This is a genomic window from Pseudomonas sp. MSSRFD41, from assembly GCF_014230245.1.
Classification (GTDB): domain Bacteria; phylum Pseudomonadota; class Gammaproteobacteria; order Pseudomonadales; family Pseudomonadaceae; genus Aquipseudomonas; species Aquipseudomonas piscis.
Map to the genome: position 1 here is coordinate 142,174 of NZ_JACKZK010000008.1, position 17,256 is coordinate 159,429.

The 17,256-nt window shown below is 63.8% G+C and carries 20 protein-coding genes; 7 read left to right on the top strand and 13 right to left on the bottom strand.

What is annotated here, in order from left to right; translation table 11 throughout:
- Positions 1-81: 81 nt before the first annotated feature.
- The gene (locus tag H7A76_RS14695) at positions 82-423 is read left to right on the top strand and encodes a four helix bundle protein (RefSeq protein ID WP_185699150.1); all 342 of its coding nucleotides are present in this window, start codon (positions 82-84) and stop codon (positions 421-423) included.
- Positions 424-476: 53 nt separating this feature from the next.
- The gene (gene cysN / locus H7A76_RS14700) at positions 477-2,375 is read left to right on the top strand and encodes a sulfate adenylyltransferase subunit CysN (RefSeq protein ID WP_185699151.1); all 1,899 of its coding nucleotides are present in this window, start codon (positions 477-479) and stop codon (positions 2,373-2,375) included.
- A 129-nt stretch (positions 2,376-2,504) separates the two neighbouring features.
- Here cysN and H7A76_RS14705 read toward each other — a convergent pair whose 3' ends face one another.
- From H7A76_RS14705 to H7A76_RS14715, 3 genes are read right to left on the bottom strand one after another with little or no spacing between them, the layout of a single operon-like run.
- Complete coding sequence (locus H7A76_RS14705; RefSeq protein WP_185699152.1) at positions 2,505-3,407, bottom strand: acyltransferase; 903 nt, start codon at positions 3,405-3,407, stop codon at positions 2,505-2,507.
- Positions 3,408-5,507: a phosphate acetyltransferase gene (gene pta, locus H7A76_RS14710; RefSeq protein ID WP_185699153.1), complete on the bottom strand. Its 2,100-nt coding sequence runs from the start codon at positions 5,505-5,507 to the stop codon at positions 3,408-3,410.
- Positions 5,508-5,565: 58 nt separating this feature from the next.
- A complete protein-coding gene (locus H7A76_RS14715; RefSeq protein ID WP_185699154.1) occupies positions 5,566-5,904 on the bottom strand; it encodes a DUF3565 domain-containing protein in 339 nt (112 codons plus the stop codon).
- Between H7A76_RS14715 and H7A76_RS14720 the strand changes: the two genes are divergently transcribed.
- The 3 genes from H7A76_RS14720 (at position 5,873) to H7A76_RS14730 (ending at position 8,274) form a co-directional block, all read left to right on the top strand.
- A complete protein-coding gene (locus H7A76_RS14720; RefSeq protein ID WP_185699155.1) occupies positions 5,873-6,358 on the top strand; it encodes a peptidylprolyl isomerase in 486 nt (161 codons plus the stop codon). The two genes, H7A76_RS14715 and H7A76_RS14720, sit on opposite strands and share 32 nt — an antisense overlap.
- 121 nt (positions 6,359-6,479) lie before the next feature.
- Positions 6,480-6,962, top strand: coding sequence for a glutathione peroxidase (locus H7A76_RS14725; RefSeq protein WP_185699156.1), 483 nt, complete (start codon positions 6,480-6,482; stop codon positions 6,960-6,962).
- 208 nt (positions 6,963-7,170) lie between these two features.
- Positions 7,171-8,274, top strand: coding sequence for an NADH:flavin oxidoreductase (locus tag H7A76_RS14730; protein WP_185699157.1), 1,104 nt, complete (start codon positions 7,171-7,173; stop codon positions 8,272-8,274).
- Here the strand turns inward: H7A76_RS14730 and H7A76_RS14735 are convergent.
- Together H7A76_RS14735 and cysZ are read right to left on the bottom strand one after the other, a co-directional pair.
- Complete coding sequence (locus tag H7A76_RS14735) at positions 8,271-9,551, bottom strand: glycosyltransferase family 4 protein (RefSeq protein ID WP_185699158.1); 1,281 nt, start codon at positions 9,549-9,551, stop codon at positions 8,271-8,273. The two genes, H7A76_RS14730 and H7A76_RS14735, sit on opposite strands and share 4 nt — an antisense overlap.
- A gap of 120 nt (positions 9,552-9,671) precedes the next feature.
- A complete protein-coding gene (gene cysZ / locus H7A76_RS14740) occupies positions 9,672-10,427 on the bottom strand; it encodes a sulfate transporter CysZ (RefSeq protein WP_185699159.1) in 756 nt (251 codons plus the stop codon).
- A 309-nt stretch (positions 10,428-10,736) separates the two neighbouring features.
- On the opposite strand from cysZ, the gene trxB reads away from it, so the two are divergent.
- Positions 10,737-11,699: a thioredoxin-disulfide reductase gene (gene trxB, locus H7A76_RS14745; protein WP_185699160.1), complete on the top strand. Its 963-nt coding sequence runs from the start codon at positions 10,737-10,739 to the stop codon at positions 11,697-11,699.
- 98 nt (positions 11,700-11,797) lie between these two features.
- Here trxB and H7A76_RS14750 read toward each other — a convergent pair whose 3' ends face one another.
- The 6 genes from H7A76_RS14750 to H7A76_RS14775 form a co-directional block, all read right to left on the bottom strand.
- Complete coding sequence (locus tag H7A76_RS14750; RefSeq protein ID WP_185699161.1) at positions 11,798-12,139, bottom strand: HopJ type III effector protein; 342 nt, start codon at positions 12,137-12,139, stop codon at positions 11,798-11,800.
- Complete coding sequence (locus H7A76_RS14755) at positions 12,132-12,428, bottom strand: DUF1244 domain-containing protein (protein WP_022642353.1); 297 nt, start codon at positions 12,426-12,428, stop codon at positions 12,132-12,134. The genes H7A76_RS14750 and H7A76_RS14755 overlap by 8 nt, the downstream gene beginning before the upstream one ends.
- Positions 12,429-12,490: 62 nt before the next feature.
- Positions 12,491-12,871: a dihydroneopterin triphosphate 2'-epimerase gene (folX, locus tag H7A76_RS14760; RefSeq protein WP_031320912.1), complete on the bottom strand. Its 381-nt coding sequence runs from the start codon at positions 12,869-12,871 to the stop codon at positions 12,491-12,493.
- A complete protein-coding gene (gene folE / locus H7A76_RS14765) occupies positions 12,872-13,432 on the bottom strand; it encodes a GTP cyclohydrolase I FolE (protein WP_185699162.1) in 561 nt (186 codons plus the stop codon).
- 22 nt (positions 13,433-13,454) lie between these two features.
- Positions 13,455-14,165: a dihydromonapterin reductase gene (gene folM / locus H7A76_RS14770; RefSeq protein ID WP_185699163.1), complete on the bottom strand. Its 711-nt coding sequence runs from the start codon at positions 14,163-14,165 to the stop codon at positions 13,455-13,457.
- Between the two features lie 118 nt (positions 14,166-14,283).
- Entirely contained in the window at positions 14,284-14,853 is a 570-nt protein-coding gene (locus H7A76_RS14775; protein ID WP_185699164.1) for an antibiotic biosynthesis monooxygenase, read from the bottom strand.
- A 211-nt stretch (positions 14,854-15,064) separates the two neighbouring features.
- Between H7A76_RS14775 and H7A76_RS14780 the strand changes: the two genes are divergently transcribed.
- Positions 15,065-16,018, top strand: coding sequence for a MerR family transcriptional regulator (locus H7A76_RS14780; RefSeq protein WP_185699165.1), 954 nt, complete (start codon positions 15,065-15,067; stop codon positions 16,016-16,018).
- 19 nt (positions 16,019-16,037) lie between these two features.
- Here the strand turns inward: H7A76_RS14780 and H7A76_RS14785 are convergent, their stop codons facing one another.
- Both H7A76_RS14785 and H7A76_RS14790 read right to left on the bottom strand, forming a co-directional pair.
- Complete coding sequence (locus H7A76_RS14785) at positions 16,038-16,643, bottom strand: hypothetical protein (RefSeq protein WP_185699166.1); 606 nt, start codon at positions 16,641-16,643, stop codon at positions 16,038-16,040.
- Positions 16,644-16,694: 51 nt separating this feature from the next.
- Entirely contained in the window at positions 16,695-17,168 is a 474-nt protein-coding gene (locus H7A76_RS14790) for a PAS domain-containing protein (protein ID WP_185699167.1), read from the bottom strand.
- Between the last annotated feature and the right edge of the window lie 88 nt (positions 17,169-17,256).

Below are 17,256 nucleotides of genomic sequence, written 5' to 3' on the forward strand. Positions count from 1 at the left end.
AGCAAGTTAAAGGCGGTATGCGTAACGTCGTGGTTTGTTGCTTGCAGCCGGTTGTTGCGAGCCGGAATCGGAACACTCGTCATGGATTTCGAGAAACTGATTGTTTGGCAGCGAAGCAAAGCTTTGGCGGTGGGGATTTATAAAGAGTTTGCGCAGTGCGGGGACTTTGGATTCAAGGACCAGATCACTCGCTCTGTTCTTTCGGTGCCTTCCAATATTGCCGAGGGCATGGAGCGTCGTAGCAATAGAGAAAAAGTCCATTTTCTCGGGATTGCGAAAGCTTCTTGCGGCGAACTCCGGACTCAAATCCTTATCGCTCGTGAAATTGCCTACATCGCGAACCCGCTGGCTGAGAATTGGATTAAAGAAACTCGCGAGCTCTCAAAAATGCTTTGCGGCCTGATCAACAAAATTTCTGACTAGCTGTACGCCGACAAGCTTGCCGCTTGAAGCTTACAGCTTGGAGCTTGAATGTAATGAGCCATCAATCCGAATTGATCAGCGAGGACATCCTCGCCTACCTGGCCCAGCACGAACGCAAGGAACTGTTGCGCTTCCTCACCTGCGGCAACGTCGACGACGGCAAGAGCACCCTGATCGGGCGCCTGCTGCACGACTCGAAGATGATCTACGAAGACCATCTGGAAGCCATCACCCGCGACTCGAAGAAGGTCGGCACCACCGGCGACGACATCGACCTGGCGCTGCTGGTCGACGGCCTGCAGGCCGAGCGCGAGCAGGGCATCACCATCGACGTGGCCTACCGCTACTTCTCCACCGCCAAGCGCAAGTTCATCATCGCCGACACCCCGGGCCATGAGCAGTACACCCGCAACATGGCCACCGGTGCGTCCACCTGCGACCTGGCGATCATCCTGGTGGACGCCCGCTACGGCGTGCAGACCCAGACCCGTCGCCACAGCTTCATCGCCTCGCTGCTGGGCATCAAGCACATCGTCGTGGCCGTCAACAAGATGGACCTCAAGGACTTCGACCAGGGCGTGTTCGAGTCGATCAAGGCCGACTACCTGCAGTTCGCCAAGGGCCTGAAGATCCAGCCCACCAGCCTGCACTTCGTGCCGATGTCGGCGCTCAAGGGCGACAACGTGGTCAACCGCAGCGAGCGTTCGCCGTGGTACACCGGCCAGTCGCTGATGGAAATCCTCGAGACCGTGGAGGTTTCCGGCGACCGCAACTTCACCGACCTGCGTTTCCCGGTGCAGTACGTCAACCGTCCGAACCTGAACTTCCGCGGTTTCGCCGGCACCCTGGCCAGCGGCATCGTGCACAAGGGCGACGAAGTGGTGGTGCTGCCTTCGGGCAAGAGCAGCCGCATCAAGTCCATCGTCACTTTCGAGGGCGAGCTGGAGCAGGCCGGCCCGGGCCAGGCCGTGACCCTGACCATGGAAGACGAGATCGATATCTCCCGCGGCGACCTGCTGGTGCATGCCGACAATGTGCCGCCGGTGACCGATAGCTTCGAAGCCATGCTGGTGTGGATGGCCGAGGAGCCGATGCTGCCGGGCAAGAAATACGACATCAAGCGCGCCACCAGCTATGTGCCGGGCTCGATTGCCAGCATCGATCACAAGGTCGATGTGAACACCCTGGAAGAGGGCGCTGCCAGTGCCCTGCAACTGAACGAGATCGGCAAGGTCAAGGTCAGCCTCGACGCGCCGATTGCCCTGGACGGTTATGAAAGCAACCGCACCACGGGGGCGTTCATCGTCATCGATCGCCTGACCAACGGCACCGTCGGCGCGGGCATGATCATCGCCCAGCCTGTGGCCCATGGCAGCGCCAGCCATCATGGCAAGCTGGCCCATGTCGCCACCGACGAGCGGGCCCAGCGTTTCGGCCAGCAACCGGCCACCGTGCTGTTCAGCGGGCTGTCGGGCGCTGGCAAGAGCACCCTGGCCTATGCCGTGGAGCGCAAGCTGTTCGACATGGGGCGTGCGGTGTTCGTCCTCGACGGCCAGAACCTGCGCCACGACCTGAACAAGGGGCTGCCCCAGGATCGCGCCGGGCGTACCGAGAACTGGCGGCGTGCGGCTCACGTTGCCCGTCAGTTCAACGAGGCCGGCCTGCTGACCCTGGCAGCGTTCGTGGCCCCAAGTGCCGAAGGGCGCGAGCAGGTCAGGGACTTGATCGGCAAGGAGCGTCTGCTGACGGTCTATGTCCAGGCTTCGCCAGCCGTATGCGCCCAGCGTGATCCCCAGGGGCTCTATGCCGCCGGTGGCGACAACATCCCGGGCGAGTCCTTCGCCTATGACGTGCCGCTGGATGCCGACCTGGTGATCGACACCCAGGCGCTGACCGTGGATGAGGGCGTCAAGCAGGTGCTGGACCTGTTGCGCAGCCGTGGCGCGATCTAAGCCTTAGCGGTCCATGAAAAAGCCCGCCGTCGAGCGATCGACGGCGGGCTTTTTCGTGTGTTTGAGAAAGCCATCGCGGGCAAGCCTCGCTCCTACAGAGGAACGCGCTTGCCCGCGATGAACGCTCCGCTATTGGCCCGGATACTCCCGGTGCAGCTGCTCCAGCAGCGCGTCCTTGGCGTGCCAGCGCTGGTTGATCCAGTCCTGGAAGGCCTGCCGATAAACCGCGTCCTGCTCGTAGTTGCGTCCGACGAACTGCCCGAGGATCGACACTTCTTCGAAACGCACCACCACCTCCCTGAGCTTGCCGCTGAGCAGGTCCCAGAAGCCGGGGCGGCCATCGGGATAGTGGATGGTCACGTCGACGATCGATTGCAGTTGCTCGCCCATGGCATCCAGCACGAAGGCGATGCCGCCGGCCTTGGGCTTGAGCAGGTACTTGAATGGCGATCGCTGCTGGGCATGCTTGGCCTCGGTGAAGCGCGTGCCCTCGACGAAGTTGAAGATACCTACCGGATTGCTGCGGAATTTCGCGCAGGTCTTGCGGGTGGTTTCCAGGTCCTTGCCCTTTTTTTCCGGATGCTTTTCCAGGTAGGCCTTGGAGTAGCGCTTCATGAAGGGAAAGCCCAGGGCCCACCAGGCCAGGCCGATCACCGGCACCCAGATCAGTTCCTGCTTGAGGAAGAACTTCAACGGGCGGATACGCCGGTTGAGCACGTACTGCAGCACCAGGATATCGACCCAGCTCTGGTGGTTGCTGGTGACCAGGTAGGAGTGCTGGTAATCCAGGCCTTCAAGGCCCTGCACGTGCCAGCGAGTGCGGCAGACCAGCTGCATCCAGGCCTTGTTGTTGCTGATCCAGGCCTCGTGGGTGTGGTTCATCAACCAGTGGCTGAAACGCTGGGTGAGGCGCAACGGCAAGGCCTTGAAGAGCGCCACGCAGAACAGGAACGAGCACAGCAAAATAGTGTTGAGCGCCAGCAGCAGCGAGGCGATGGTGCCGCGTACGGCACCCGGTAGAAAGTCCAGCATTCAGGCATCCATGGGTCGGTTGGCAGCTTGGATTGCAGTCAGGGCGATGGTGTAGACGATATCGTCCACCTGGGCGCCGCGCGGCAGGTCGTTCACCGGCTTGCGCAGGCCTTGCAGCATCGGCCCCAGGCTCACGCAATCGGCGCTGCGTTGCACCGCCTTGTGGGTGGTGTTGCCGGTGTTCAGGTCGGGGAACACGAAGACCGTGGCCTTGCCCGCGACCTGGCTGTTGGGGGCCAGTTGCCGGGCGACGTTCTCGTTGGCGGCGGCGTCGTACTGCAACGGGCCGTCGATCAACAGCGAGCGCTGGGCTTCATGGGCCAGCAGGGTGGCCTCGCGGACCTTCTCCACTTCTTCGCCGCTGGCCGAGTCGCCACTGGAGTAGCTGATCATCGCCACTCGTGGCGAGATGCCGAAGGCCGCTGCCGAATCGGCGCTCTGCAGGGCGATCTCCGCCAGTTCGCTGGCGCTGGGGTGGGGGTTCATCACGCAGTCGCCATAGACCAGCACCTGCTCGGGGAACAGCATGAAGAACACCGAGGACACCAGGCTGCAGCCCGGCGCGGTCTTGATCAGTTGCAGGGCCGGGCGGATGGTGTTGGCCGTGGAGTGGACGAGCCCGGAAACCAGGCCGTCGACCTCGTCCAGGGCCAGCATCACGGTGCCGAGCACCACCGGGTCTTCCAGTTGCTGCTCGGCCATCGGCGCGTTCAGGCTCTTGCTCTTGCGCAGGGCCACCATGGGCTCGACATATCGCTCGCGGATCAGGTCCGGATCGAGGATCTCCAGGCCCTCGGGCAGCTCGATGCCCTGGGCCCGGGCCACGGCGTGGACGTCGTCCGGCTTGGCCAGCAGCACGCAGCGGGCGATGCCGCGGGCCTGGCAGATGGCGGCGGCCTGCACGGTCAGGGGCTCGCTGCCCTCGGGCAGGACGATGCGCTTGTCGGCTTGCTGGGCGCGCTGGATCAACTGGTAGCGGAACACCGCGGGCGACAGGCGCATTTCCCGCGGGGTGCCACAGCGCTGGTGCAGCCAGTCGGCATCCAGGTGGCTGGCGACGAAATCGGTGATGATTTCCGCACGCTCGCGGTCATCGATGGGAATTTCCTTGTTCAAGCCGTTGAGCTGGTTGGCGGTGTCGTAGGAGCCGGTGCTTACCGACAGCACCGGCAGGCCGGCATTCAGCGCTCCACGGCACAGCTCCATGATCTTCGGGTCGGGCAGGGTGCCGCTGGTCAGCAGCAGGCCGGCCAGGGGCACGCCGTTGATCGCCGCCAGGCTCACGGCGAGGATGATGTCGTCACGGTCGCCCGGGGTCACCACCAGCACGCCGGGCTTGAGCAGCTCCACGGTGTTGCGCATGGTGCGCGCGCAAATGATGATCTTGGTCATGCGCCGGGTTTCGTAGTCCCCGGCGTTGAGTACCTGGGCGCCCATCAGGTCGGCCACGTCGCGGGTCCGCGGGGCATTGAGCTCCGGCTGGAACGGAATGCAGCCCAGCAGGCGGAAGTCGCCACTGCGCAATAGCGGCGAGTGCTCCTTCAGGCGGGCGCTGAACGCCTCGATGCTTTCGTCGGTGCGCACCTTGTTGAGGATCACCCCCAGCACCTTCGGATCCCGTGGACCACCGAACAACTGCGCCTGCAACTCGACCCGCCCGGACAGTTCGGTGAGCACTTCGTTTTCCGGGGCCGAGACCAGGATCACCTCGGCGTCCAGGCTCTTGGCCAGGTGCAGGTTGACCCGGGCCGCGTAGCTGGCGGCGCGGGTCGGCACCATGCCTTCGACGACCAGCACGTCCTTGCCGATGGCCGCCTGCTGGTAGAGGGTGATGATTTCTTCCAGCAGTTCATCCAACTGGCCATCGCCCAGCATTCGCTCCACATGGGCCAGGCCCAGCGGTTGAGGCGGTTTCAGGCCGTGGGTGCGGGCCACCAGCTCGGTGGAGCGTTCGGGGCCGGTGTCGCCCGGGTGCGGCTGGGCGATGGGCTTGAAGAAACCGACCTTGAGGCCGGCGCGTTCCAGGGTGCGTACCAGCCCGAGGCTGATGGAGGTCAGGCCCACGCCAAAATCGGTGGGTGCGATGAAAAAAGTTTGCATGCGGATTCTCGAAGGGGGCATGGCAAGGGCGACGGTCCATGGCCGTCTGCCGCGGTAGTCAGGGGCTAAGGTTATCGTTTCCGGCGTCCTGCGCACACCAGCCACAGGCGAAGGGCCGGCCTATTTTTTCTGCCCGCCGCGCCGGGTCCAGGACCCAGGCGCGCGACTGCCATGGCGGCTGGTGGCGCAGGTGCTGGGTGTGGCCGCACGACAGTTCGACCACCCAGTGGCCGTCCTCGTCCTGGTGGAAACCGCAGATTGTCGGGGGTCGCTGCCTATTCCGTTTGTCCGGGTTCCGTTCGCTTTCGCGCGATTGCTTCGCTAAACTTGGACGTTCTTCATTCTTATGCAAAAGGTCTCGCCCCATGCTGATCGCCGCCAATAAGGCTGTCTCCATCGACTATACCCTCACCAACGACGCTGGTGAGGTCATCGACAGCTCTGCCGGCGGCGCCCCGCTGGTCTACCTGCACGGCGCAGGGAACATCATCCCAGGCCTGGAAAAGGCCCTGGAAGGCAAGCAGATCGGTGACGAGCTGAAGGTTGCCGTGGAACCTGAAGATGCCTACGGCGAATACGCCGCCGAGCTGGTCAGCACCCTGAGCCGCAGCATGTTCGAAGGCGTCGACGAACTGGAAGTGGGCATGCAGTTCCACGCTTCCGCTCCCGATGGCCAGATGCAGATCGTCACCATTCGCGATCTGGACGGCGACGACGTGACCGTCGACGGCAACCACCCACTGGCTGGCCAGCGCCTGAACTTCCAGGTCAAGGTCGTTGCCATCCGTGATGCCAGCCAGGAAGAAGTCGCCCATGGTCACGTCCATGGCGAAGGTGGCCATCACCACTGAGTTTCTGCGCTAAGCTCAGGATTACTCGAAAGGCGCCCGCGGGCGCCTTTTTAGTCCGCGGCTTTTGGCTGTACTGTCGAGAGGCTGTCTTCTGCAAGAACACGGGAATTTGGAGTTCGTCATGAGTGCTTTTCACGACCTTAAACTGAAAGCCCTGGATGGTCAGGAACTGCCGCTCGCGCCCTTCAAGGGGCAAGTCGTGCTGGTGGTCAACGTCGCTTCCAAATGTGGCTTGACGCCACAATACGCGGCTCTGGAAAACCTCTACCAGCAATACAAGGCCCGGGGCTTCAACGTGCTGGGCCTGCCCTGCAACCAGTTCGCCGGGCAGGAGCCCGGGACCGAGCAACAGATCCAGGAATTCTGCAGCCTCAACTATGGGGTGACGTTCCCCCTGAGCGGCAAGCTGGAGGTCAACGGCCCGGAGCGGCACCAGCTCTACCGCCTGCTTGCGGGCGAAGGGGCGGAGTTTCCCGGCGATATCACCTGGAACTTCGAGAAATTCCTGGTGGGCAAGGATGGCCGGGTGCTGGCGCGTTTCTCTCCGCGCACCGCCCCCGATGACCCCGCCGTGGTCCAGGCCATCGAGAAAGCCCTGAGCTGACCCCGCGCGCCGGGTGCATGCCCGGCATGGCGCGCCACCCTACGCCGCTGCATAGCGGCGTTTTTGCCTCCCGATCACTCGAATCAATAATGCTGTGCAGTCCCCTGGGGGATGAATATTATCCTCATCATAAGTGCGCCGGGAGCGATGCCCGGCGCTGCCTTGTGCGTCGATCCTCGACTCCAGTCCTTTTCTGTCGGAGTGCAGCATGCCTGTCCAAGCCTTGTTCAAACCCTTCCAGCTGGGTGCGTTGGAATTGCCGACCCGCGTGGTGATGGCCCCGATGACCCGCTCGTTCTCGCCGGGCGGCGTGCCCAATTCCAAGGTCATCGAGTACTACCGCCGGCGTGCCGCGGCAGGGGTCGGCCTGATCATCACCGAAGGCACTACCATCGGGCACCAGGCATCCAACGGCTACCCCAATGTGCCGCAGTTCCACGGCGAGGCGGCACTGGCCGGCTGGAAGAAGGTGGTGGACGCGGTCCACGCCGAGGGCGGTAAGATCGTCCCGCAGCTGTGGCATGTGGGCAACGTGCGGCGCCTGGGCACCGAGCCGGACGCCAGCGTGCCGGGCTACGGTCCGTGCGAGAAGCTCAAGGACGGCCAGGTGGTGGTGCATGGCATGACCCACCAGGATATCCAGGAGGTGATCGCTGCGTTCGCCCAGGCCGCCAAGGATGCCCAGAGCATCGGCATGGACGGCGTGGAGATCCATGGCGCCCACGGTTACCTGGTGGACCAGTTCTTCTGGGAAGGCAGCAACCAGCGCACCGACGAGTACGGTGGCGACCTGGCCCAGCGCTCGCGTTTTGCCATCGAGTTGATCCAGGCCGTGCGGGCTGCCGTCGGCCCGGACTTCCCGATCATCCTGCGCTTCTCCCAGTGGAAGCAGCAGGACTATGCGGCCCGCCTGGTAGAGACCCCAGAGGCCCTGGAAGCCTTTCTCAAGCCGCTGGTGGATGCCGGCGTGGATATCTTCCACTGCTCCACCCGACGTTTCTGGGAGCCTGAGTTCGAAGGCTCCGAACTGAACCTGGCGGGCTGGACTCGCAAGCTCACCGGCAAGCCCACCATCACCGTGGGCAGCGTTGGCCTGGATGGCGAGTTCCTGCAGTTCATGGTCAAGACCGACAAGGTGGCGCAACCGGCCAGCCTGGAGAACCTGCTGCAACGCCTGGATAACGACGAGTTCGACCTGGTGGCCGTGGGCCGCGCACTGCTGGTGGATCCGGACTGGGCGCGGAAGGTCCGGGAGGGGCGTGAGCAGGACATCCTGCCGTTCAGCCGTGATGCGCTGACCACCCTGGTCTAACCAGCGGCTCCGGGTGGCGAGGGGGGCAGCCCCCTGGCCACGCCCAGGGCCTTGGTCCTGTCCCGGGCCTGGCACGTCGCTCCGCTCACGCCATGCCCGCCCGCCGCCGGCGCCTCCTGGCAGGCGCTGCGCAACTGCTCCTCGAACTGTTCGATCACCGTTGCCCAGCCTTGGCGGCTGGCGTGCTGGCGGGCGTTGAGGCGCACCCGGCGCAGGGTCTCGGTTTCTTCCAGCAGCCAGCTGGCGGCATCGCAGAAGGCATTCTCGTCACCGGGCATCGCCAGCACGCCGTTGTAGCCGTGACGGATGTGCTGTGCCGCCGCGGCCTGGTCGTAGGCCACTACCGCCAAGCCTGAAGCCAGGGCCTCGAGTACCACGTTGCCGAAGGTCTCGGTCAGGCTGGGAAACAGGAACAGGTCGCCGCAGGCATAGTGTGCCGCCAGCGCCTCGCCTCGCTGGCTACCGCAGAACAACGCATCGGGCAGGCTTTTCTCCAGGGCCGCCCGCTGTGGGCCATCGCCCACCACGATCAGTTTCATCCTCTGCTGTGGATAACTCGCTTGCAGGCGCTCGAAGCAACGCTTGAGCAGGCCCAGGTTCTTCTCCGGCGCCAGGCGCCCGACATGGATCACCGCCAGGTCGTCGTTATCCAACCCCCAACTGGCCCGCAGTTCAGCGACCCGCTTGGCCGGGTGAAACAACTGGCTGTCGACCCCGCGGGAGAGCAGCGCCAGGCGCTCGAAGTGGCGGCGCTCCAGTTCCAGGCACTGGCTGGCACTGGGCACCAGGGTCAGCTTCGAGCGGTTGTGGAACCAGCGCAGGTAGTGGGTCAGCAAGCGCGTCAGCAAGCCCAGGCCGTACTGGCTGGAGTACTGCTGGAAATTGGTGTGGAAGCCGCTGACCACCGAGATCCCCAGGCGCTTGGCCGCCCGCAGTGCGGACAAGCCAAGGGGCCCTTCGGTGGCGATGTACAGCACATCCGGACGCTGGCGTTTCCAGCGGCGTAGCAGCTTGTGCATCGATGACTGGCCCCATTGCAGCCCCGGATACCCCGGCAGTGGCCAACCTCGGCACAGCAGCAGGGCTTCGTCGCTGCTCCGGCTCTGATCGCAGCCTTGGCGCGGACGCACCAGTTCCACCTGGTGCCCACGGGCCCGCAGGCCATCGCACAGGCGGCCAAGGGTATTGGCCACGCCGTTGATTTCCGGCGGGAAGGTCTCGGTGATGAGGGTGATATGCAGGGCTGGGCTCATGACCCCAGTGTCGGCTGGGGCCATGTCGTCATTGTGACCTTGGGATGATGGATTTATGACGGCCCGGCACTGGCTTCGAGCGCAGTGCTTGCAGGCTGGCCCCTGGGCGATGTCGTGCAGGAGCCGGAACAGGGACGGACAGGTTCAGCGCTGTTGGCCCGGCAAGTTATCCACACCGCGCTCGCGGACCCAGAACAGCGTTGCCCCGGCCACGGCGGCGGGCATCATCAGGATGTTGACGAAGGGAATCATCAGCGCCAGGTAGACGATGCCGCCGAAGCCCAGGCTCTGCCAGCGCTTCTGGCGCAACCAGGCGAGCATGTCCTGCCAGCTCATCTTGTGGTTGTCCGCCGGGTAGTCGATGTACTGGATGGCCATCATCCAGATGCCGAACAGCAGCCACAGCGGCGCCGCCACCAGGTTGACCACCGGGATCAGCGAGAGGATGAACAAGCCGATGGCCCGGGGCAGGAAGTAGCCCAGCTTGCGCATCTCCCGGGACAGGGTGCGGGGGATCATCGCCAGCAGTTCGCCCCAGCTGAAGGGGGGGAAATCATCGGTGCCGCGGACCACGGTCTCGACCTTTTCCGCGAGGAAGCCGTTGAACGGGGCGGCGATGATATTGGCCAGCATGGTGAAGCTGAAGAACACCATCAGCACCACCAGCACCACGAACAGCGGCCACAGGATGTAGCTGAGAAAGCTCAGCCATTGCGGCAGGGTCGGCATCAGGGAATCGACCCAGAGGCTGAACTGATGACCGGCGAAATAGATCAATCCGACGAACAGCACCAGGTTGACCAGCAGCGGCAAGAGCACGAACAGGCGCAGGCCGGGGGTGAGGATCAACTTGAGGCCCTCGCGCAGGTATTGCGGGCCGGACAAGACAGGGGCGGGCATAGAAGGCTCCGAGCAGAGGGAAAACGCGCCGACCTTACCGGCTTTGCACAAGGGGCGAAAGTGCGGCGCATACGGCGACATCAAGGGTAACAAAGACCTCTTCATACTGGTCTTCAGAGGATAGAGACCGCCTATGAGCTGGATTGTTAAACCGTATTTCCTTAATCTTCGCCCCCTCTATACGCTGCACCCATTATTTTTGGACGGACGAGTTTTAGCCTTCCCCAAGGTTTCGCCGTCCTTTTTTATTCCAGCCGGCAAGCCGGCGTTCCGCGCCAGGGCAGCCGGGCCGGTCGATAGGAGTGAGTCATGTCTGATGTACGTCATTCGCGTGTGATTATTCTCGGTTCCGGCCCTGCCGGTTACAGCGCCGCGGTCTATGCCGCCCGCGCCAACCTGAAGCCACTGCTGATCACCGGCATGCAGGCCGGCGGCCAGCTGACCACCACCACCGAAGTCGACAACTGGCCGGGCGACGTGCACGGCCTGACCGGTCCGGCGCTGATGGAGCGGATGCGCGAGCACGCCGAGCGCTTCGAAACCGAAATCGTCTTCGACCACATCAATGCCGTGGACTTCGCCGCCAAGCCCTACACCCTGACCGGTGACAGCGGCACCTACACCTGCGACGCCCTGATCATCGCCACCGGCGCCAGCGCTCGCTACCTGGGCCTGCCATCGGAAGAGGCGTTCATGGGCAAGGGCGTTTCCGCCTGCGCCACCTGCGACGGTTTCTTCTACCGCAACAAGCCAGTGGCCGTGGTCGGTGGTGGCAACACCGCTGTCGAGGAAGCCCTGTACCTGGCCAACATCGCCAGCAAGGTCACCCTGATCCACCGTCGCGATACCTTCCGCGCCGAGAAGATCCTGATCGACAAGCTCCACGCCCGGGTTGCCGAAGGCAAGATCGAGCTCAAGCTCAACGCGACCCTGGACGAAGTGCTGGGCGACGACATGGGCGTGACCGGTGCCCGCCTGAAGAACAACGATGGCAGCTTCGACGAGCTGAAAGTCGACGGCGTGTTCATCGCCATCGGCCACACTCCGAACACGTCGCTGTTCGAAGGCCAGCTGGCGCTCAAGGACGGTTACCTGGTCGTGCAGGGCGGTCGTGAAGGCAATGCCACCGCCACCAGCGTCGAGGGCATCTTCGCCGCCGGCGACGTGGCCGACCACGTCTACCGCCAGGCCATCACCTCGGCCGGCGCCGGTTGCATGGCGGCCCTGGACACCGAGCGTTACCTGGACGGCCTGCAGAACGCTTCGTTCTGATCGCCCTGAAATGAAGAAACCGGCGCAAGCCGGTTTTTTCATGCCTCATGGAAAGCATCGCGCAACTGCCGCAGGCCCGGCAGTGCGTGGCAGCGGGATCAGGCCTTGCGCACCAGCGGCTGGGCGTTGAATTTCACTCCGGCCAGGCCGTGGGCGATCAGGGCGCGGATATTGCCATGGTCGCTGCCTTGCGGGGTGGCCAGCACCGAACGGTAATGCTCGCCGAAGGCCAGCAACGCTTCGGCGTCGCTCAGGCCTTCCAGCAGGGCCAGGCCCAGGGTCTTGCACGAGCCTTCGTTCTGCCCGGCGGCGTTCTCCACGCCACCGTTGTTGAACGCCTGGGGCTGGTAGTCATAACCGGCGGCGATGAACGCCAGGGTGTCGGCAAAGGCGTGTTCGCCGCTGTTGAGGCTGGCGCGCAGGGTGTTCAGGTCAGTCATGGGGTTTTCCTTTGGCGAACGCCGCTTGCTGCTCGGCGCTGGCTTCTTTCTGATAGAGATTCTTCCACTCGGCGTAGGGCATGCCATACACCACTTCACGGGCGTCATCGAGGCTGACCTCGATCTGGCGCTGGTCGGCTTCGGCCTTGTACCACTTGGACAGGCAGTTGCGGCAGAACCCGGCCAGGTTCATCAGGTCGATGTTCTGCACGTCCTTGCGGTTGTCCAGATGGGCCACCAGACGGCGAAAGGCCGCCGCTTCCAGTTCCAGGCGTTGTTGTTCGGTCATGGGATTCTCCGAGGGGGGACAAGCTCCTGGGGGGATATGGAGCTTGTCGCTTGAGGCGGTGGTCAGGCTGGGTCGCGACTTGCCGCTAACGTGATGGATACCGATTCGGCAAAGCGCAGGGCGTGGGGTTTGTCCACTTCTACTTCGGCGTACTGCACCGAGGCGTTGCTCATCACCAGGTCCAGCAGTTCCTGGGTCAGGCGCTCCAGCAGGGCGAAGCGGTTGCCCTCGACGTGGGCGATGATGGCCTTGGTGATGGTGCGATAGTTCAGCGCGTGATCGATGTCGTTGTCGCGCACCGCATCTTGTGCGGGATACAGGATGGTCAGGTTGATCAGGACATCCTGCTTGTTGAGGATCTCTTCCTCGTTGATTCCGATGTAGGTCCGCAGGAGCAGGTCCTTGACTCGGATACGAGCCATTCCTGGCTGAAGTTGTGGCATTTACTTGCTCCGTCCAATCAATTGCAGGAATTCCTGGCGAGTGGTGCTCGATTCGCGAAAGGCGCCGAGCATCACCGAGGTATGCATGGTGGAATTCTGTTTCTCGACCCCGCGCATCATCATGCACATGTGCTTGGCTTCGACCACCACGGCGACGCCGGCGGCCTGGGTCACGCTCTGCACTGCATCGGCGATCTGCCGGGTGAGATTTTCCTGGATCTGCAGGCGCCTGGCGAACATGTCGACGATCCGCGCGATCTTCGACAGCCCCAGCACCTTGCCGGTGGGAATATAAGCCACATGGGCCTTGCCGATGAAGGGCAGCAGGTGATGTTCGCACAGGGAGTACAACTCGATGTCGGCGACGATCACCATCTCGTCGTTCTCGGAGGCGAACAGCGCGCCGTTGACGACGTCCTCCAGCGACTGCTCGTAGCCATGACACAGGTATTGCATGGCCTTGGCGGCACGCTTGGGCGTATCGAGCAGGCCCTCGCGCTCGGGGTCTTCGCCGAGACCCTTGAGGATCTCGCGGTAGTGCTGGGGCAGGGAAAGGCTCATGCAAGGTCCTCGCGGGGCCGGTCTATTTGACGTGCCGCCCGCCGTTGACGGTCAGGGTGGTGCCGGTGACATAGGGGTTGTCCAGCAGATAACGCAGGCTCTGGTAGATCACTTGCGCGCCGGGCTCGATGCCCAGGGCGGATTTGGCCAGGGTCTTGGCGCGGTACGCCGCGTCGTCGTCGGGATTGAACAATAGCAGGGCCGGTGCGATGCCGTTGACCTTGATTGCCGGGGCGTACTTGGCGGCGAAAGACAGGGTCAGGCTGTCCAGGCCGGCCTTGCTGGCACAGTAGGCGATGTGCTTGGCGCTGCCCTTGCGGGTCACGTCGTCGCTGATGTGGATGATGTCCGCCGGGCTGGAGTGTTGTAGCAACTCGGCGCAATGCAGGTTGATCAGGTAGGGCGCCAGCATGTGCACGCCGAACATGTGGGTGAAGGCCTCGGTTTCCTGGCCCGGGCGTTCCTCGAGCCACTGCGAGGCATTGTGGATGATCGCCCGCAGGCAGTCGGTGCGGGCCTTGAGCTCAGTGATCAGGGCCATGATCCCGGCCTCGCTGGAGAGGTCGGCGAACAGCAGGGTCGCGCCCTTCTCGCGCAGGGTTTCGAGCCCTGGGCGCAGGCTGCGGTACGTGACGATCAGCGGATGTCCGTCCTCCAGCAGGCGCAGGGCGCAATGCAGGCCGACACGCTGGCTGGCGCCGGTGATCAGGATCGGGGCAGTGGAGGCGTTCATGGTGGGCTCGCGTCGCGGATAGAGCCGAACTATACCAGCGGCGGTGCTGCGCCGTGGGGCGGATCGCTGGAGGGCCGGTGCCGACACAGGCGGTGTGGCACCGGCCGGCGCCAGGTTTTTACGGGTTCTGCGTCGAGGGAGCCGCCGGCAGTGGGCGGGCCGGGGCGGCGTTGAGCCAGTTGGCCAGCAGCCTTGTGGACAGCGGGATGAAGAAATAGACCATCAGCGGGGTCAGGGCCAGGGTGCTGACGAATACCCGCGCCAGCATGCCCAGGTCGTTGAGCAGCGGCCCGAGGACGAAGTTGAACAGCAGCGAGACCGGAAAGAACGCCAACCAGATCGCCACGGCCTGTTTCCAGCGCGGTGGGCGTTGTCCGGCGGCGCCGAACCAGCCATCGATGCCCCTGACCCGGTGCTCCGAAGGATGGGCGAACAGGTCGCTACCCCGGGCCAGCCAGGCGGTGCGCGAGGCGGAGTGTTCCCAGGTGTGCAGGGTCTGTTCGTCGACGAACCGGAAGATGATCTGGAATTCATCGTCGCCGGGCGGAGGGGCCAGGACGCCGGAGCCCAGGTAGCCGGGAAAGTCGGTGGCCAGTTGCTCGCCTTCGCGCAGCCAGGCGATCAGGTCCTGGTAGCGACCGTCGGCAACGCGCCGGGCCACCATCAGGGTGACGGGTGAGGTAGACATCATGTATCTCCGTAAAACCAATACGCTGCCTGGGTAAGGCAGTCGTTGACGGGGCACCGGGGTGTCGGGCCGCACCTTGGACAAGCAAGGATTATTCCTGATTGGCACGGTTGTACCAATGACAGCGGTCGGATAGTCCTGCCCTTGAAGCCCCGGCACCCGGGGAGAGTAGAATGTCGGTCATTTTGTCCATCGGTGTTCTCTCCCTCAGATGCCCGCCACCACTGCACCTTCCGCTACCCACCAGGCTCCGGACGCCCTCGCGCGGGACGAGCTGTTCCCGATCCGCGAGGTTTCCCGCCTGACCGGCATCAATCCCGTGACCCTGCGGGCCTGGGAGCGACGCTACGGTCTGATCCAGCCGACGCGCACCGAAAGTGGGCACAGGTTGTATTCCATGCACGATGTTGAGGCGGTGCGCGAGATCCTCGGCTGGATCGAGCGCGGCGTGGCGGTGAGCAAGGTCGGGCGGATCATGGCCAAGAACCGCGCCGTCCAGGCTCAGCTCAAGGCTTCGGCGGACGATGGCCAGCAGGATGAATATGCCCAATGGCGCGATCAGTTGAAGCTGGCGGTCAATACCTTCGATGAAGAGCAGTTGGAGCGGATCTACGGCCAGGTGTTCTCCAGCTATGCCCTGCCGGTGGTGTTCCAGGACATCTTCCTGCCGTTCTGGAAGCAGCTGCAGCAGCGTAATGCCTTCGGCCACACCAGCGAATGGCTGTTCCTGGATGCCTTCCTGCGTTCGCGAATCAGCCAGCGCCTGTTGTTGCAACGCACAGGCTCGTCGCAGCTATTGCTCACTGCGTTCAACCAGCAATGCCGCGAACTGGAGCTGCTGGTGGCGGCGCTGCTGCTGGGGCATGACCAGCTCGGCGTGCGGGTGCTGGGGCCGGGAGTGCCGCTGGAGGAATTGACCCTGGTCTGTGAAAAGCTCAAGCCCCAGGCCCTGGTGGTGTTCTCCAACCATGCGCCGACGGCTGAGCTGCCCAAGCGCCTCCAGCGCCTGGCGCTGACCCTGGATTGCCCACTGATGCTGGCCGGGGATGCCGCGGACCTGGCCCAGGACAGCCTGGCCGAGTCGCCAGTGGTCTGCCTGGGTGGGGAGGGGCGGTTGATGCAGCAGCGCCTGCGGCAATTCCTCGGCGGGCACCTGGATACCTGACGCCGCGCGCGCGGATGCCTCAGGCGTGCAGGGCAGGGTGGGAATGGCGGTGCTGCTGGAGGATGAACTGGCGCAGGCGCTCGGTTTCCTCGGCATCGTCCTGCTCCAGGCGATAGGCGTAAAAGCCGGCCTCGGTCTCGCGCTCGAAATGTCCGCGCAGGGCGATCCGCTCGTATCCCGAGGGGCTGAACCACTGGGCGAACTGCCTGGGCGGTCGGGTCTTATTGCGGACCTCCAGCAGCACCCCCTTGAACGACACTTCCCGCACCCACAGGCGCCCGGGCTGCCCCTTGGCATTCTCCAGGGCCACCGGTTCATCCAGGGCCAGGCGCCATGGCCGCACCATGGGGCCGTCCTCGAAGATGCTCGGTACTCCCAGGCGCAGGTGCAAGGCGTGGAATTCGTCTTCCACCAGGTGCAGCGGGAAGGTCATCTGCTGATTGTCGAAATGCGCCTGGATAGTGACCTTCTCGTTGGCCGCCAGGCGGGTCAGCAAATCACGGATCTGCGAGCCGCCGTTGACCAGCAGGCTGGATGTGGTGTCGCGCACATTGAGGTGCGGGTTGTGCTGGATGCTCCGGATGAAGTCCAGTTCATCCTGAGTGAGAAGGGCGTCGCGCTGCATGATGTTGCTCGGAAGGTGAAAGACAAGTCAGCGGGGATACCCCTACGACCACTAAACCTGCGACTTATTAGGGCCGTTGGTCGCCTTGAGGGCAGCCAGCTCAGCCCGGGCCTCGGCCAGTTGCTGCTCCACCTGCGAGAGGCGCTGCTGGGCCTTGACCTGTTCGGTGACGTCCTTTTGCACCCCGATGAAATAGTGCAACCGATCGCTCTCGTTGAATACCGGGGTGATCGACAGCTCGTTCCAGAAATGGCTGCCGTCCTTGCGATAGTTGCGCAGCACCTCGCGGCATGGCCGACCCTCCTTCAGGGCCTGGCGGACCGCCTGCAAGCCCGGCTGGTCCCGATCGCCCGATTGCAGGAAACGGCAGTCCTGGTACAGCACTTCATCGGCGCTGTAGCCGGTCAGCCGCTCGAAGGCCGGGTTCACATAGATCAGTATGGTGTCCTCGCCTTCCTGCTCGGCGACCACAATCCCGTCGTTGGAGGCGTTGATCATCCGTTGCAGCAAGTGGGCGTTTATCATCCCGCAGTTCCGTCTTCGATCAGCAAGGGCTGGATTCTAAGGCATGCTGGCATGGTGTCTACAGCTGCTTTGCAGCCTGCGGACGAGC

Coding starts and splice junctions, on each gene's coding strand:
- H7A76_RS14780 (WP_185699165.1), top strand. CDS start 15,065: ATGCCCGCCACCACTGCACCTTCCGCTACCCACCAGGCTCCGGACGCC.
- H7A76_RS14755 (WP_022642353.1), bottom strand. CDS start 12,428: ATGACCGAACAACAACGCCTGGAACTGGAAGCGGCGGCCTTTCGCCGT.
- H7A76_RS14730 (WP_185699157.1), top strand. CDS start 7,171: ATGCCTGTCCAAGCCTTGTTCAAACCCTTCCAGCTGGGTGCGTTGGAA.
- H7A76_RS14790 (WP_185699167.1), bottom strand. CDS start 17,168: ATGATAAACGCCCACTTGCTGCAACGGATGATCAACGCCTCCAACGAC.
- folM (WP_185699163.1), bottom strand. CDS start 14,165: ATGAACGCCTCCACTGCCCCGATCCTGATCACCGGCGCCAGCCAGCGT.
- H7A76_RS14775 (WP_185699164.1), bottom strand. CDS start 14,853: ATGTCTACCTCACCCGTCACCCTGATGGTGGCCCGGCGCGTTGCCGAC.
- folE (WP_185699162.1), bottom strand. CDS start 13,432: ATGAGCCTTTCCCTGCCCCAGCACTACCGCGAGATCCTCAAGGGTCTC.
- folX (WP_031320912.1), bottom strand. CDS start 12,871: ATGCCACAACTTCAGCCAGGAATGGCTCGTATCCGAGTCAAGGACCTG.
- pta (WP_185699153.1), bottom strand. CDS start 5,507: ATGCAAACTTTTTTCATCGCACCCACCGATTTTGGCGTGGGCCTGACC.
- H7A76_RS14750 (WP_185699161.1), bottom strand. CDS start 12,139: ATGACTGACCTGAACACCCTGCGCGCCAGCCTCAACAGCGGCGAACAC.
- H7A76_RS14720 (WP_185699155.1), top strand. CDS start 5,873: ATGCTGATCGCCGCCAATAAGGCTGTCTCCATCGACTATACCCTCACC.
- H7A76_RS14735 (WP_185699158.1), bottom strand. CDS start 9,551: ATGGCCCCAGCCGACACTGGGGTCATGAGCCCAGCCCTGCATATCACC.
- H7A76_RS14715 (WP_185699154.1), bottom strand. CDS start 5,904: ATGGAGACAGCCTTATTGGCGGCGATCAGCATGGGGCGAGACCTTTTG.
- trxB (WP_185699160.1), top strand. CDS start 10,737: ATGTCTGATGTACGTCATTCGCGTGTGATTATTCTCGGTTCCGGCCCT.
- H7A76_RS14705 (WP_185699152.1), bottom strand. CDS start 3,407: ATGCTGGACTTTCTACCGGGTGCCGTACGCGGCACCATCGCCTCGCTG.
- cysN (WP_185699151.1), top strand. CDS start 477: ATGAGCCATCAATCCGAATTGATCAGCGAGGACATCCTCGCCTACCTG.
- H7A76_RS14725 (WP_185699156.1), top strand. CDS start 6,480: ATGAGTGCTTTTCACGACCTTAAACTGAAAGCCCTGGATGGTCAGGAA.
- H7A76_RS14695 (WP_185699150.1), top strand. CDS start 82: ATGGATTTCGAGAAACTGATTGTTTGGCAGCGAAGCAAAGCTTTGGCG.
- H7A76_RS14785 (WP_185699166.1), bottom strand. CDS start 16,643: ATGCAGCGCGACGCCCTTCTCACTCAGGATGAACTGGACTTCATCCGG.
- cysZ (WP_185699159.1), bottom strand. CDS start 10,427: ATGCCCGCCCCTGTCTTGTCCGGCCCGCAATACCTGCGCGAGGGCCTC.